This is a genomic window from Pseudomonas sp. Z3-6, from assembly GCF_051131985.1.
GTDB classification, from domain to species: domain Bacteria; phylum Pseudomonadota; class Gammaproteobacteria; order Pseudomonadales; family Pseudomonadaceae; genus Aquipseudomonas; species Aquipseudomonas zanjanensis.
The window spans coordinates 2,530,041-2,544,490 of record NZ_CP071644.1 but is presented as its reverse complement, the minus strand read 5'-3'; the positions used below and the strand labels follow the sequence as shown (position 1 = coordinate 2,544,490).

The 14,450-nt window shown below is 62.5% G+C and carries 13 protein-coding genes; 10 read left to right on the top strand and 3 right to left on the bottom strand.

Annotated features, from left to right (window positions below):
* The first annotated feature begins 71 nt into the window (after positions 1-71).
* The 3 genes from J3P88_RS11700 to J3P88_RS11690 all read left to right on the top strand — a co-directional run bounded on the left by J3P88_RS11700 (position 72) and on the right by J3P88_RS11690 (position 2,947).
* Positions 72-599 carry a TRAP transporter small permease gene (locus J3P88_RS11700; protein ID WP_186706158.1) on the top strand — a complete coding sequence of 176 codons (528 nt, stop codon included), beginning with the start codon at positions 72-74 and terminating at the stop codon, positions 597-599.
* Entirely contained in the window at positions 599-1,879 is a 1,281-nt protein-coding gene (locus J3P88_RS11695; protein WP_434575336.1) for a TRAP transporter large permease, read from the top strand. Before J3P88_RS11700 ends, J3P88_RS11695 begins: the two co-directional genes overlap by 1 nt.
* A gap of 198 nt (positions 1,880-2,077) precedes the next feature.
* Positions 2,078-2,947, top strand: coding sequence for an aldose 1-epimerase (locus J3P88_RS11690; RefSeq protein ID WP_434575334.1), 870 nt, complete (start codon positions 2,078-2,080; stop codon positions 2,945-2,947).
* 176 nt (positions 2,948-3,123) lie between these two features.
* Here J3P88_RS11690 and J3P88_RS11685 read toward each other — a convergent pair whose 3' ends face one another.
* Positions 3,124-3,924 carry a sulfite exporter TauE/SafE family protein gene (locus tag J3P88_RS11685; protein ID WP_434575332.1) on the bottom strand — a complete coding sequence of 267 codons (801 nt, stop codon included), beginning with the start codon at positions 3,922-3,924 and terminating at the stop codon, positions 3,124-3,126.
* Positions 3,925-4,150: 226 nt separating this feature from the next.
* Here J3P88_RS11685 and J3P88_RS11680 point away from each other — a divergent pair, with 226 nt between their 5' ends.
* Positions 4,151-5,014: an MBL fold metallo-hydrolase gene (locus J3P88_RS11680; protein ID WP_434575330.1), complete on the top strand. Its 864-nt coding sequence runs from the start codon at positions 4,151-4,153 to the stop codon at positions 5,012-5,014.
* 407 nt (positions 5,015-5,421) lie between these two features.
* On the opposite strand, the gene bkdR is transcribed toward J3P88_RS11680, so the two are convergent.
* Entirely contained in the window at positions 5,422-5,910 is a 489-nt protein-coding gene (gene bkdR, locus J3P88_RS11675; RefSeq protein WP_003202929.1) for a Bkd operon transcriptional regulator BkdR, read from the bottom strand.
* Positions 5,911-6,104: 194 nt separating this feature from the next.
* On the opposite strand from bkdR, the gene J3P88_RS11670 reads away from it, so the two are divergent.
* From J3P88_RS11670 to J3P88_RS11650, 5 genes are all read left to right on the top strand, one after another.
* Complete coding sequence (locus J3P88_RS11670) at positions 6,105-7,340, top strand: 3-methyl-2-oxobutanoate dehydrogenase (2-methylpropanoyl-transferring) subunit alpha (RefSeq protein WP_030141238.1); 1,236 nt, start codon at positions 6,105-6,107, stop codon at positions 7,338-7,340.
* 1 nt (position 7,341) lies between these two features.
* Entirely contained in the window at positions 7,342-8,400 is a 1,059-nt protein-coding gene (locus J3P88_RS11665) for an alpha-ketoacid dehydrogenase subunit beta (RefSeq protein ID WP_434575328.1), read from the top strand.
* Complete coding sequence (locus tag J3P88_RS11660) at positions 8,401-9,669, top strand: dihydrolipoamide acetyltransferase family protein (RefSeq protein WP_434575327.1); 1,269 nt, start codon at positions 8,401-8,403, stop codon at positions 9,667-9,669. It begins immediately after the preceding gene.
* A 3-nt stretch (positions 9,670-9,672) separates the two neighbouring features.
* A complete protein-coding gene (gene lpdA, locus J3P88_RS11655; RefSeq protein WP_434575325.1) occupies positions 9,673-11,055 on the top strand; it encodes a dihydrolipoyl dehydrogenase in 1,383 nt (460 codons plus the stop codon).
* Positions 11,056-11,355: 300 nt separating this feature from the next.
* Positions 11,356-12,375, top strand: coding sequence for a branched-chain amino acid aminotransferase (locus J3P88_RS11650; RefSeq protein WP_186706271.1), 1,020 nt, complete (start codon positions 11,356-11,358; stop codon positions 12,373-12,375).
* A gap of 198 nt (positions 12,376-12,573) precedes the next feature.
* Here J3P88_RS11650 and J3P88_RS11645 read toward each other — a convergent pair whose 3' ends face one another.
* Positions 12,574-13,503, bottom strand: a complete 930-nt coding sequence (locus J3P88_RS11645) for a DMT family transporter (protein WP_434575323.1) — start codon at positions 13,501-13,503, stop codon at positions 12,574-12,576.
* Positions 13,504-13,616: 113 nt separating this feature from the next.
* Between J3P88_RS11645 and J3P88_RS11640 the strand changes: the two genes are divergently transcribed.
* The gene (locus J3P88_RS11640; RefSeq protein WP_186706150.1) at positions 13,617-14,411 is read left to right on the top strand and encodes an AraC family transcriptional regulator; all 795 of its coding nucleotides are present in this window, start codon (positions 13,617-13,619) and stop codon (positions 14,409-14,411) included.
* Positions 14,412-14,450 lie beyond the last annotated feature (39 nt).

Sequence of the window (14,450 nt, the reverse complement as noted above, 5' to 3'; positions counted from 1 at the left end):
CTTAATCTGTACTCATGAAACGGCTGGGCGCGCCTGCGGTTAAGAGGCGCGCCCAGTTACGGTGGAACCCGATGAAGAATTTGCTGCTGCGTATCAACGACAAGATTTACATGACTTGCATCTGGGTCGCCGGCCTCTCCGTCCTGGCAGTTGCCCTGATGATTCCATGGGGGGTATTCGCCCGCTACGTGCTGGGCTCAGGCTCGAGCTGGCCGGAACCCACCGCCATTTTGCTGATGATCGTGTTCACCTTCATCGGTGCCGCCGCCAGTTACCGCTCCGGCTCGCACATGGCCGTGGACATGGTCACCAGCCGCCTGCCACCTCACTTGAAAAACGCAGCGTCGATTTTCTCCCAACTGCTGATGGCAGCCGTCTGCATTTTCATGACCATCTGGGGCACCAAGCTGTGCATGACCACCTGGAATCAATTCATGAGCGCCATCCCTACCCTGCGCGTCGGCATCACGTACATGCCGATCCCGGTCGGTGGTTTCCTGACCCTGATTTTTGTCCTGGAAAAACTCTTGCTGGGTGATCAAAGCCAGCGTCGGGTCGTGCAGTTCGACCTGGTTGAAGAAAACGAAGGTGCCGCTTAATGGACGCTCTGATTCTGCTGGGCAGTTTTTTGCTGTTGATCCTGATCGGCATGCCGGTCGCCTACGCGCTGGGCGCTGCCGCCCTGATCGGGGCGTGGTGGATCGATATTCCGTTCCAGGCCATGATGATTCAGATAACGGGCGGGGTGAACAAATTCTCGCTGCTGGCCATTCCGTTCTTCGTGCTGGCCGGTGCGATCATGGCCGAGGGCGGCATGTCCCGCCGCTTGGTGGCCTTCGCCAGCGTGCTGGTAGGTTTCGTGCGCGGTGGCCTGTCCTTGGTCAACCTCGTGGCCTCGAGTTTCTTTGGCGCGATCTCCGGTTCCTCGGTGGCCGATACGGCCTCGGTCGGCTCGGTGCTGATCCCGGAAATGACACGCCGGGGCTATCCGCGTGAATACGCCACCGCCGTCACCGTCAGTGGTTCGGTACAAGCGCTGCTGACACCGCCCAGCCACAACGCGGTGCTGTACTCCCTTGCCGCCGGCGGCACCGTCTCCATCGGTTCGCTGTTCATGGCCGGCATCGTTCCCGGCATCATGATGAACCTCTGCCTGATGGCGCTGTGCCTGGTTTTCGCGAAAAAGCGCAATTACCCCAAGGGCGAAGTGATTCCGCTCAAAGAAGCGCTGAAGATCTGCAAGGAAGCCATGTGGGGCATGATGACCTTGTTCATCATCCTTGGCGGCATTCTCTCGGGTGTGTTCACCGCCACCGAATCGGCCGCCATTGCCGTGGTGTGGGCGTTCTTCGTCACCATGTGCGTCTATCGCGACTACAAGTGGAGCGAGTTGCCGAAACTGATGCACCGTACGGTACGCACCATCTCCATCGTGATGATCCTGATCGGCTTCGCGGCCAGCTTCGGCTACATCATGACGCTGATGGAAATCCCGGCGAAGATCACCACCGCGTTCCTGACCCTGTCGGACAACCGCTACGTGATCCTGATGTGCATCAACGTGATGTTGCTGCTGTTGGGCACCGTGATGGACATGGCGCCGCTGATCCTGATCCTGACGCCGATCCTGATGCCAGTGATCGTCGGCATCGGCGTGGACCCGGTGCAGTTCGGCATGATCATGTTGGTGAACCTGGGCATCGGCCTGATCACGCCACCGGTGGGCGCGGTGTTGTTCGTCGGTTCCGCCATCGGCAAGGTCAGCATCGAAAGCACGGTCAAGGCCCTGCTGCCGTTCTACGCCATGCTGTTCCTGGTGCTGCTGCTGGTGACCTACGTGCCTGCCATTTCGCTGTGGTTGCCGCATTTGGTGTTGTAACCCTGTAGGCGAGCAAGCCCCCTTGTGGCGAGGGAGCTTGCTCCCGCTGGACTGCGCAGCAGGCCCACCCGGTTTGAACTCGGGCGTCTGCTCCGCAGCCGAACGGGAGCAAGCTCCCTCGCCACAAAAGCTATCTGCCCTTCCCAAAAAAGCTATCTGCCCGTCCTATATCTGCCCTTCCCAATAGACGCGACCACCATGACGCAGCCCCTTCTCTACCTCGAAGACGAACTGACCCGCCTGACCCTGGCCCCGCACCTGGGCGCCAGCCTCGTTGAATGGACATTGCGCAGCACCGGCGCTCCCCTGCTACGCCCGCCCGCGCCGCACGCACTGGAAAACGGCCTGCCAGGCAAACTCGGCTGCTTCCCGTTGATCCCGTGGTCGAACCGGATCGCCCAAGGCGGTTTCGATTGCCCTGGCGGCTGGCTCGCCCTGGAAGCCAACAGCCCCAACGATCCGTTTCCGATCCATGGCAGTGCCTGGCGGCAACCGTGGCAAGTGACAGAGCACAGTGCCCAGGAAGCCTTGTTGCAACTCGACAGCCAAACCCCATTTGCCTATTGCGCCAGCCTGCGGATCCGCCTCAGCGGCGGCCAATTGCAAATCGCTCTGCACGTAACACACATGGCCGAACAGGCCGCCTGGCACGGGCTGGGTTTGCATCCGTATTTCCCGCGCACAAGCGGTACCCGCCTGCAAACCGGTGCCAGCGAAGTGTGGATGTGCGACGCCTCGAAACTGCCAACGGAATTGAGGGGCGTTCCCTCGGAGTGGGATTTCCAGCAATCCCGGTTACTGCCGGACACCCTTGTCGACAACGGCTTCGGTGGCTGGGATGGGCAGTGCCTGATCCAACAACCGGACCTGGGTTATGAACTGGAATGCCGTGCCAGCGGCAGCGAATTTTTCCTGCTGTACTGTCCAGTCGGTTTGGATTTCTTCTGCATCGAACCGGTCAGTCATCCGGTCAATGCCCACCACCTGCCAGGACGGCCGGGGTTGCGTTTGCTTGAGCAAGGGCAATCGGTGGCGTTGGGGTTTTCGATGCAGTGCCGAACGTTGTAAACATCACGCGATCCCTGTGGTTAGGCGGATCACATCGCCCCCTGTGGCGAGGGAGCTTGCTCCCGCTCGGCTGCAAAGCAGACGCCGTGGGTCAAGACCGTATGGGCCTGCTTCGCAGTCCAGCGGGAGCAAGCTCCCTCGCCACAAAGGCAATGTGCAATCCTGATTCGTCGTCGCTAAGCCCGCACCAACATGAACACCGCCACCGTCAGGCACACCCCGGCAAACCCCACCTGCAACGCCCGGGCCGGGACCTGGGTCGACAATCGCCGCCCGAGCACCATCCCAGCAATACTCGCCGCAATGAACACCGCACCGACCCGGTCGATGCTCACGCCGGCATGAAACGCGCCCACCACGCCAATCAGCGAAATCAGGCTGATGACCATCAAGGACGTCGCGACGATCCCGCGCATCTGCACGTCAGTCAGTTGCTTGAACGCCGGCACGATCAGGAAGCCGCCGCCCACGCCCAGTAGCCCCGAGACCATGCCTGTCACTGCCCCCAATGCCGACAGCGTAGCTGTGCAGCGGGCGGTCCAGGCCAGGCGCCCGGTCTGGCGGTCGAGCATGCAATTCTTCTGGCCCCAACTGGCGGCACCGTGATCGCTGGGCCCCGCTTGCGGCGTTTCCCGGCGCAACATGCGCGCCGCCACCAGCACCATCAACAGGCTGAACAGGATCATCAGGATTTTTTCCGAAAGCTGGTGGGCAAGGTAGATGCCCAGCGGCGAAAACACCGCACCCAGCAGCGCAATCAGCAATGCCGCCCGATAGCGCACCAGCCCATGACGCAGCCCATCGATGGCCCCCACCGCCGCGGCGCTGCCCACCGCGAACAACGCCACCGGCGCGGCCTGGGTCATGCTCCAGCCCAGTCCCAACACCAATGCTGGCACCGCCAGGATGCCGCCGCCCGCGCCCGTCAGGCCAAGGACCAGGCCCATGACCACACCAAAAAAACTTGCCTGTAACATTCAGGTTCTCTCAAGCCGCGCACACCTGTTGGCAGGTGCGATCGCATTTGCAGGACGCCTTGGCCCTCACTAAGCTGCGGACCATAAGTTGTAAACCTCAAGGTTTGCAACAAATGCCATTTATCCAAGATAGAGAGGTGGCGAGGGAGCTTGCTCCCGCTGGGCCGGTCCGACGCCTCGGGCGTAGCAGCCCCCTCATGAGTTCTTCCCGCATAGGTTCGCTGTCATGCCCGCGCAGATCCAAAGTTTTCTCGACCCCGCCTCCAAGACCTTTACTTACGTCGTGTACGAACACGACGGCGGGCACTGCGCGGTGGTCGATCCGGTGCTCGACTACGACCCGGCTTCAGGCCGTAGCGGCACCGTGCAGGCCAATCGGGTAATCGCGTTTGTGCGTGAACATCGGTTGACGGTGCAATGGCTGCTGGAAACCCACGCCCACGCCGATCACCTGTCCGCCGCGCCTTATCTGCGTCGGGAACTGGGCGGCAAGATTGCCATTGGCGAGTCCATCGGCCAGGTGCAGAACGTGTTCAAGGCCCTGTTCAACCTGGAGCCGCAATTCGCCGTCGACGGTTCGCAATTCGACCACCTGTTCGCGGCCGACGAATCCTTCCTGATCGGCAACCTCAAGGCCACCGCGCTGCACGTGCCCGGCCACACCCCGGCGGACATGGCCTACCTGATCGATGGCGACGTGATATTGGTGGGCGACACGCTGTTCATGCCCGACGTGGGCACCGCCCGTTGCGACTTTCCCGGTGGCAACGCCCGTCAGCTTTACGCCTCGATCCGCAAGCTGCTGGCCTTCCCTGCGGGCGTGCGGCTGTATGTGTGTCATGACTATCCACCGGAGGAGCGCGAGCCCCAGTGCGTGAGTACCGTGGGTGAACAGCGCCAGCACAATATTCATGTCCGCGATGGGATCGATGAAGCCGCGTTCGTGGCCATGCGTACCCAGCGCGACAAGACCCTGGGCATGCCAACCCTGCTGCTGCCAGCGATCCAGGTGAATGTGCGCGCCGGACACCTGCCACCGGCCGAGGGCAATGGCGTGACTTATCTGAAGATTCCGATCAACCAGCTCTAGAAGCTTGGGGCTGCTGCGCCCGAGGCGTCGGACCGACCCAGCGGGAGCAAGCTCCCTCGCCACGGCGGTGGGTCTGCTTTGGGTGATGTTGGATGTGGTGGCCCCATCGCGAGCAAGCTCGCACACAGGGGATTGGCGGCGGTCTGAGTACCCGGCAACACCACAATCCCCGTGGGAGCTGAGCTTGCTCGCGATGGCGGTGGGTCAGCTTGCAGCGATATTGAATGTGCCGCCGTCATCGCGGGCAAGCCTTGCTCCCACAAGAATTGGCGGCGGTCGCAGTACCCGGCAACACCACAAATCCAATGTGGGAGCGAGCTTGCTCGCGATGGCCGTGGGTCAGGCAACAATGAGCCGTCAGAAAACCACAACTGTAGGAGCTGCCGAAGGCTGCGATCCTTTGATGTTCAGGTACCCAAGGTCAACCCATTGGCCGGCAACGGTAGCGCGGTCTTGTAGCGCACCTGCTTGAGGGCAAAGCTGGAGCGAATGTTCGCCACGCCCGGGACCTTGGTCAAAAAGTCCATCATGAACCGCTCCAACGACTGGATCGTCGGCACCAGCACGCGGATCAGGTAATCCGGGTCGCCGGCCATCAGGTAACACTCCATCACCTCCGGCCGGTCGGAAATCGCTTCCTCGAAGTGCTGCAGCGCCTCTTCCACCTGCTTCTCCAGGCTCACATGGATGAACACGTTGACGTGCAACCCCAACAAGTCGGCATCCAGCAGCGTGACCTGCTCGCGAATCACCCCCAGCTCTTCCATGGCCCGGACGCGGTTGAAGCACGGCGTAGGTGACAGGTTGACCGAACGGGCGAGATCGGCGTTGGTGATGCGGGCGTTTTCCTGAAGGCTGTTCAGAATGCCGATGTCGGTGCGATCCAATTTACGCATGAGACAAATAGTCCTGTTTTTTATCATTGTGCAGATTTTTTATCTGCAAATGATCTGAACAGCAAGCGAACAGAGAAAAATATTCTTCTTCGTCGAGCCTATGATTGTTGTAGGACAATTTCCCACCTACCCAGGGAAATTCGTCAGCTAGCGCGCCCACTACAAGAAATTCACAAGATCGAGCGTAGAAAGCCATGAACCCAGCGTATGAACCGCTACGCCTGCACGTTCCCGAACCCTCGGGCCGTCCCGGCTGCAAGACCGACTTTTCCTACCTGCATCTGTCCGATGCCGGCACGGTGCGCAAACCACCCATCGACGTCGAACCCGCCGACACCGCCGACCTGGCCCGCAGCCTGATCCGCGTGCTCGATGACCAGGGCAATGCCCTGGGCGATTGGGCCGCGGATATCCCCGTCGAGATCCTGCGCAAGGGCATGCGCGCCATGCTCAAGACGCGCATCTACGACAACCGCATGGTAGTCGCCCAGCGCCAGAAAAAGATGTCGTTCTACATGCAGAGCCTTGGCGAAGAAGCCATCGGCAGCGCCCAGGCCCTGGCGTTGAACATCGACGACATGTGCTTCCCCACCTACCGCCAGCAAAGCATCCTGATGGCCCGCGAAGTGCCGCTGGTGGACCTGATCTGCCAACTGCTGTCCAACGAGCGCGATCCGCTCAAGGGCCGGCAGTTGCCGATCATGTACTCAGTCAAGGACGCCGGTTTCTTCACCATTTCCGGCAACCTCGCCACCCAGTTCATCCAGGGCGTGGGCTGGGGCATGGCCTCGGCGATCAAGGGCGACACCAAGATCGCCTCGGCCTGGATCGGCGACGGCGCCACCGCCGAATCGGACTTCCACACCGCCCTCACCTTCGCCCACGTCTACCGCGCCCCGGTGATCCTCAACGTGGTCAACAACCAGTGGGCGATTTCCACTTTCCAGGCGATTGCCGGCGGTGAAGCCACGACCTTTGCCGGACGCGGCGTCGGTTGCGGCATCGCCTCCCTGCGTGTAGATGGCAACGATTTCATGGCGGTCTACGCCGCCTCGCGCTGGGCCGCCGAACGCGCCCGCCGCAACCTCGGCCCGGCGCTGATCGAATGGGTCACCTACCGCGCCGGCCCGCACTCCACCTCGGACGATCCTTCGAAGTACCGCCCCGCCGACGACTGGAGTCACTTCCCGCTGGGCGATCCGATTGCCCGCCTCAAGCAGCACATGGTGAAGATCGGCCAGTGGTCCGAAGAGGAACATGCCGCCGTCACCGCCGAACTCGAAGCCGAGGTGATCGCCGCGCAGAAGGAAGCCGAGCAGTACGGCACTCTCGCCGGCGGGCAGATTCCAAGCGCCGCGACCATGTTCGAAGACGTCTACAAAGAGATGCCGGAGCACTTGAAGCGCCAGCGTCAGCAGTTGGGGATCTGACATGAACGATCACAACAACAATATTGCGTTGGACACCGCCATGACCACTACCACCATGACCATGATCCAGGCCCTGCGCTCGGCCATGGACGTGATGCTCGAGCGCGACGACAACGTCGTGGTGTTCGGCCAGGACGTCGGTTACTTCGGCGGCGTGTTCCGCTGCACCGAAGGCCTGCAGAACAAGTACGGCACCTCGCGGGTGTTCGACGCACCGATTTCCGAAAGCGGCATCGTCGGCGTGGCGGTGGGCATGGGCGCCTACGGGTTGCGGCCGGTGGCCGAGATCCAGTTCGCCGACTACGTCTACCCGGCATCGGACCAGATCATTTCCGAAGCGGCGCGCCTGCGCTATCGCTCGGCCGGCGAGTTCACCGCGCCGATGACCCTGCGCATGCCTTGCGGCGGTGGGATCTATGGCGGCCAGACCCACAGCCAGAGCATCGAGGCGATGTTCACCCAGGTCTGCGGCCTGCGTACCGTGATGCCGTCCAACCCCTACGACGCCAAGGGCCTGCTGATTGCCTCCATCGAAAACGATGACCCGGTGATTTTCCTCGAACCCAAGCGCCTGTATAACGGCCCGTTCGACGGTCACCATGACCGTCCGGTAACCCCGTGGTCCAAACACCCGCAGGCGCAAGTACCCGACGGCTACTACACCGTGCCGCTGGACGTCGCCGCCATCACCCGTCCGGGGAAGGACGTGACCATCCTCACCTACGGCACCACGGTCTACGTTTCCCAGGTCGCCGCCGAGGAGACCGGCATCGACGCCGAAGTCATCGACCTGCGCAGCCTGTGGCCGCTGGACCTGGACACCATCGTCAAATCCGTGAAGAAGACCGGCCGTTGCGTGGTGGTCCACGAAGCCACTCGCACCTGCGGTTTCGGCGCCGAACTGGTGTCACTGGTGCAAGAACATTGCTTCCATCATCTGGAAGCGCCCATCGAACGTGTCACCGGTTGGGACACCCCCTACCCGCACGCGCAGGAGTGGGCGTATTTCCCAGGGCCGTCCCGTGTGGGCGCGGCGTTGAAACGGGTCATGGAGGTCTGAATGGGCACGCACGTTATCAAGATGCCGGACATCGGCGAAGGCATCGCGGAAGTTGAACTGTCGGTGTGGCACGTCAAGGTCGGCGACATGGTGGTCGAAGACCAGGTGCTGGCCGATGTCATGACCGACAAGGCGATGGTCGACATCCCTTCGCCGGTGCATGGCCGGGTCATCGCCCTGGGTGGCGAGCCCGGTGAAGTGATGGCGGTGGGCAGCGAACTGATCCGCATTGAAGTCGAAGGTGCGGGTAACTTGAAAGAATCGGCGCAACCGGTTCCAGCAGCGGCGGCTGTACAGGCGCCAAAGCCAGCGCCAGTGGCCACGCCTGAACCGGTGGTGGAAAAAGCCGCCGCGCCACGTTGCGCCCCGCAAGCGCCTGTGGCCCGCGACCCGGAAGAGCGTCCATTGGCCTCGCCGGCCGTGCGCAAACACGCGCTGGACCTGGGCATCCAGTTGCGCCTGGTCCAGGGCAGCGGCCCTGCCGGGCGAATTCTGCATGAAGACTTGGAAGCCTATCTGGCCCAGGGTTCGTCGACCCAGGCCAAGGGCGGCTCGGGTTATGCCGAGCGCCATGACGAGCAGCAGATCCCGGTGATCGGCATGCGCCGCAAGATCGCCCAGCGCATGCAGGAAGCGACCCAGCGCGCCGCGCACTTCAGCTACGTCGAGGAAATCGACGTCACCGCATTGGAAGAGCTGCGGGTTCACCTGAATGAAAAACACGGGGTCAGTCGCGGCAAGCTGACCTTACTGCCGTTCCTGGTCCGCGCCCTGGTCGTGGCCCTGCGGGACTTCCCGCAAATGAACGCGCGCTACGACGACGAGGCCCAGGTCATCCATCGCTCCGGTGCGGTGCATGTCGGTGTTGCCACCCAGAGCGACATCGGCCTGATGGTGCCGGTGGTGCGTCACGCCGAGGCTCGCAGCCTGTGGGACAGCGCGGCGGAAATTTCCCGCTTGGCCACGGCGGCCCGCACGGGCAAGGCCAGTCGCGATGAACTGTCCGGCTCGACCATCACCCTGACCAGCCTTGGCGCGTTGGGCGGCATCGTCAGCACGCCGGTGCTGAACCTGCCGGAAGTGGCGATTGTCGGCGTGAACAAGATCGTCGAGCGGCCCATGGTGATCAAGGGCCAGATCGTGATTCGCAAGATGATGAACCTCTCCAGTTCCTTCGATCACCGGGTGGTCGACGGCATGGACGCGGCGCAATTCATCCAGGCCCTGCGTGGCTTGCTCGAACAACCTGCCACTTTATTTGTGGAGTAAGCCATGCAAACTCTGAACACCAAGCTGCTGATCGGCGGCGGCGGCCCGGGCGGTTACGTAGCGGCAATCCGCGCCGGCCAACTGGGCATTGAAACGATCCTGGTGGAAGGCCAGGCGCTGGGCGGTACCTGCCTGAATATCGGCTGCATCCCGTCCAAGGCGTTGATCCATGTGGCCGAGCAGTTCCACCAGACCCGGCATCACAGCCAGGGCTCAGCCTTGGGCATCACGGTTTCGGCGCCATCGCTGGACATCGGCAAGAGCGTGGAATGGAAGGACGGTATCGTCGATCGCCTGACCACCGGCGTCGCCGCGTTGCTGAAGAAGCACAAGGTCCAGGTCATTCACGGCTGGGCCAAGGTCATCGATGGCAAGACTGTCGAGGTCGGTGATACCCGCATCCAGTGCGAACATCTGCTGCTGGCCACCGGCTCGAAAAGCGTCAACCTGCCGATGCTGCCCGTGGGCGGGCCGATCATTTCCTCCACCGAAGCCCTCGCCCCCACCTCGGTGCCCAAGCACCTGGTGGTGGTCGGCGGTGGCTACATCGGCCTGGAGCTGGGCATTGCTTATCGCAAGCTCGGCGCCGAGGTCAGCGTGGTCGAGGCCCAGGAACGGATCCTGCCGGCCTACGACGGCGAGCTGACGCAACCGGTGCACGAGGCGCTCAAGCAATTGGGCGTGAAGCTGTACCTCAAGCACAGCGTCGAAGGGTTCGACGCCCAGGCCAGCACCTTGCAAGTGCGTGATCCCAATGGCGACACGTTGAACCTGGACACCGACCGGGTGCTGGTGGCGGTTGGACGCAAACCCAACACCCAGGGCTGGAACCTCGAAGCGCTGAACCTGGCGATGAACGGTGCGGCGGTGAAGATCGACAGCCGTTGCCAGACCAGCATGCGCAATGTCTGGGCCATCGGCGACTTGAGCGGCGAACCGATGCTCGCCCACCGGGCCATGGCCCAGGGCGAGATGGTCGCCGAGCTGATCGCCGGCCAGCACCGGGAATTCAACCCGACGGCCATCGCGGCGGTGTGCTTTACCGACCCGGAACTGGTCGTGGCGGGCAAGACGCCGGACGAGGCCAAGGCTGCCGGTCTGGATTGCATCGTGTCGAGCTTCCCGTTCGCCGCCAACGGCCGGGCCATGACCCTGGAATCGAAGAGCGGTTTCGTCCGCGTCGTGGCGCGCCGGGACAATCACTTGATCGTCGGCTGGCAAGCGGTTGGCGTGGGCGTGTCGGAGCTGTCCACCGCATTCGGCCAATCCTTGGAAATGGGTGCGCGCCTGGAGGACATCGCCGGCACCATCCATGCCCATCCAACCCTGGGCGAGGCCGTGCAGGAAGCGGCGTTGCGGGCGTTGGGGCATGCGTTGCATCTGTAGACGTGTAGCGCATCTGTAGGCATGAGTTTCACCTGTGGCGAGGGAGCTTGCTCCCGCTGGGCTGCGAAGCGGCCCTAATCCAAGCGACGGGATTATCCAGTCACACCGCGTTCACCGGGTTACGACTGCTTCGCAGCCGAGCGGGAGCAAGCTCCCTCGCCACGGGGAGTCGTCAGCAAATATCTCCTGCTCCTTATCGCGCAGGCTGCGAAACACCCCCGGAATGAAGTATTGTTGTCCCCATTCAAAACGTCAGAAGCCTTGAACCGTTTCGACGGTTGTCAGGAAATAGAGGGTGTCATGGGTAACGAGAGCATCAATTGGGACAAACTGGGCTTTGACTACATCAAGACCGACAAGCGCTACCTGTCGCACTGGCGCGATGGCGCCTGGGACACAGGCACCCTGACCGAAGACAACGTGCTGCACATCAGCGAGGGCTCCACTGCCCTGCACTACGGTCAGCAGTGCTTCGAAGGCCTGAAGGCCTATCGTTGCAAGGACGGTTCGATCAACCTGTTCCGCCCGGACCAGAACGCCGCCCGCATGCAACGCAGCTGCGCCCGCCTGCTGATGCCGCACGTCGACACCGAGCAGTTCGTCGAAGCCTGCAAGCAAGTGGTCCGCGCCAACGAGCGCTTCATCCCGCCGTATGGCACCGGCGGCGCGCTGTACCTGCGCCCGTTCGTGATCGGCGTGGGTGACAACATCGGCGTGCGCACCGCGCCCGAGTTCATCTTCTCGATCTTCTGCATCCCGGTCGGCGCCTACTTCAAGGGCGGCCTGACCCCGCACAACTTCCTGATCTCCAGCTTCGACCGTGCCGCCCCGCAAGGCACCGGTGCGGCCAAGGTCGGTGGCAACTACGCCGCTAGCCTGATGCCCGGCTCCCAGGCCAAGAAGGCCAGTTTCGCCGACTGCATCTACCTGGATCCGCTGACCCACTCGAAAATCGAGGAAGTCGGCTCGGCCAACTTCTTCGGCATCACCCACGACAACAAATTCATCACCCCCAATTCCCCTTCGGTCCTGCCGGGCATCACCCGCCTGTCACTGATCGAACTGGCCAAATCGCGCCTGGGCCTGGAAGTGATCGAAGGCGACGTGTTCATCGACAAACTGGCGGACTTCAAGGAAGCCGGCGCCTGCGGTACCGCTGCGGTGATCACGCCGATTGGCGGCATCAGCTACAAGGACAAGCTGCACGTGTTCCACAGCGAAACCGAAGTCGGCCCGATCACCCAGAAGCTCTACAAAGAGCTGACCGGCGTGCAGACCGGCGACGTGGAAGCGCCGGCGGGTTGGATCGTCAAGGTTTGAGCCAACGCTTTTGTGGCGAGGGAGCTTGCTCCCGCTGGGCTGCGCAGCAGACCCAAGATCTTGCGGTCGCTGCGCAACCGAGCGGGAGCAAGCTCCCTCGCCACAGTGGCTACACCTGACTGAGTGGTGAGGTCAGTAACAAAAAGCCCACGCCTGTTCTTGCAGGGGTGGGCTTTTTTTACACTTCACTTCGCTCAGTTACTCCCGCCGTAAAACCGGCCACCGCCCCCAACGCTGGCGAAACCATCCGTAACCACTGACCAGCAAGATCCCGCCGAGCACCATCACCGCGCCAACGATAAAGTTCGGTTCCAGCGGCTCATCCAGCAACCAGACGCCAAATCCGACGCCGTACAGCGGCGTCATGAACGACAGCACCCCCAGTTGCGAAGCCAGGTAACGGCGTAGCAGGGAGAACCAGACCAGGAAACTGGCGAAGGACACCAGCAACACCTGGAACGCCATACTGGCGATGAGTTGCGGCGTGGGATTGATCGTCGTTTGTCCCAGCACCGCCGACATTCCGATCAACAGCACCCCGGCGCCCACCAATTGATAAAGCAGCGTCTGGCTGGCCGGTACGTCGGTCAACCGCGAACAACGAACCGTCACCGTGGTTGCGCCCCACAGCGCACCCGCCAGCAAGCCCATGCCATCGCCAAGCAATGAGCTACCGTTCGCTGCACCCGAGCCGCCACTGAAGGCCACCACGACCCCGCCGAATGCAACGGCGATGCCCAACCATTGCGCCGGTTTGAGACGCTCGCTCGGCAGTTTCCAGTGCAAGCCGAGGGCGGCGAACATCGGTGCGGTGTAGAGGAAAATCACCATGTGCGAAGCCGTCGTATGGCGCAGGCCTTCGCCCACCAATACGAACTCCAAGGCAAACAACAACCCCACCAGCAGGCCGGGGCGCCAACTGCCATCGGCCAGGGACAGACGCTCACCGCGGGCCAGCACCAACAGCCAGACCAGTACCGCGGCGATGGCCGAGCGCACGCCCAGCTGCAGCATCGGCGCCATGTCGACGGCACCGGCCTTGATCGCGACTTGCTGGAAACCCCAGATGGCACAGAGGCCAGTCATCAGGGCGCAGACCTGGCCATCCAAGGCACGGCGGGTGGTCATGGGAAAGGTCCTTTGGGCAGAAATAACAGATGAAAGGATTGTCTGCCTGACACCTTTGCTGGATATAGTGATTACCCGACAAGCCATCCCGGTAATCCGCCATTGCGGTCGATATGCAGCCTCCAGCCCAACACCTGAAGATTCCTCCGTTCGACGCGGCCCTGCCCTCGCCGATTTTCTTCCGCAGCGCCTGCATGCCGGCCCACGCCACTTACCCGCGGCACCGGCATGCCTGGGGTGAGTTCGTCTATTCCTACAGTGGGGTGATGGAAATCGAGATCGCCCAGCACCATTACCTGGCGCCACCGCAGTACGGCATCTGGCTGCCGCCGGACATGGAACACGTGGGCTTCAATCGGCATGAGGCCTGCCATTGTTCGCTGTACCTGGCGGCTGAACTGTGCGCTGCGCTGCCGGCGGTACCCTGCGCGCTGACCTTGAGCCCACTGATCCGCGCGTTGCTGGAAGAGCTGCGCAGCGACCCACCGAGCCAACCGCAGACGCCCGAGCAGCAGCGCTTGTTGCAGGTGCTGGTGGACAAACTGACGCAAGCGCCCCATGTCGGCAGTTACTTGCCTTTCTCCGATGACCCACTGCTGGGGCCCGTATTGCGGGCCCTGGAGGCGAACCCCAGCGACCCGCGTTCCTTGCCGCAACTGGCCCGCGCCGCCAACACCACCGAGCGCACACTGATGCGCCGGGCCCAACGGGACCTGGGCATGTCCTTGGTGGAATGGCGCCAGCGCCTGAAAGTCATCGAGGCCCTGGCCCTGCTGGAACGCGGCCAGAGCGTGGAAACCATCGGCCTGGACCTGGGCTACAGCAGCGCCTCGGCATTCATCAGCATGTTCCGCAAAATGATGGGCACCACGCCGGATGAATATCGGCGCAGGCACATGGCTGGGTGATGAGGGTGGTGCTGGAATGGCTATCGCGAGCAGGCTCGC

Coding starts and splice junctions, on each gene's coding strand:
- J3P88_RS11695 (WP_434575336.1), top strand. CDS start 599: ATGGACGCTCTGATTCTGCTGGGCAGTTTTTTGCTGTTGATCCTGATC.
- lpdA (WP_434575325.1), top strand. CDS start 9,673: ATGCAAACTCTGAACACCAAGCTGCTGATCGGCGGCGGCGGCCCGGGC.
- J3P88_RS11670 (WP_030141238.1), top strand. CDS start 6,105: ATGAACCCAGCGTATGAACCGCTACGCCTGCACGTTCCCGAACCCTCG.
- J3P88_RS11690 (WP_434575334.1), top strand. CDS start 2,078: ATGACGCAGCCCCTTCTCTACCTCGAAGACGAACTGACCCGCCTGACC.
- J3P88_RS11640 (WP_186706150.1), top strand. CDS start 13,617: ATGCAGCCTCCAGCCCAACACCTGAAGATTCCTCCGTTCGACGCGGCC.
- J3P88_RS11650 (WP_186706271.1), top strand. CDS start 11,356: ATGGGTAACGAGAGCATCAATTGGGACAAACTGGGCTTTGACTACATC.
- J3P88_RS11645 (WP_434575323.1), bottom strand. CDS start 13,503: ATGACCACCCGCCGTGCCTTGGATGGCCAGGTCTGCGCCCTGATGACT.
- J3P88_RS11700 (WP_186706158.1), top strand. CDS start 72: ATGAAGAATTTGCTGCTGCGTATCAACGACAAGATTTACATGACTTGC.
- J3P88_RS11660 (WP_434575327.1), top strand. CDS start 8,401: ATGGGCACGCACGTTATCAAGATGCCGGACATCGGCGAAGGCATCGCG.
- J3P88_RS11685 (WP_434575332.1), bottom strand. CDS start 3,924: ATGTTACAGGCAAGTTTTTTTGGTGTGGTCATGGGCCTGGTCCTTGGC.
- J3P88_RS11680 (WP_434575330.1), top strand. CDS start 4,151: ATGCCCGCGCAGATCCAAAGTTTTCTCGACCCCGCCTCCAAGACCTTT.
- J3P88_RS11665 (WP_434575328.1), top strand. CDS start 7,342: ATGAACGATCACAACAACAATATTGCGTTGGACACCGCCATGACCACT.
- bkdR (WP_003202929.1), bottom strand. CDS start 5,910: ATGCGTAAATTGGATCGCACCGACATCGGCATTCTGAACAGCCTTCAG.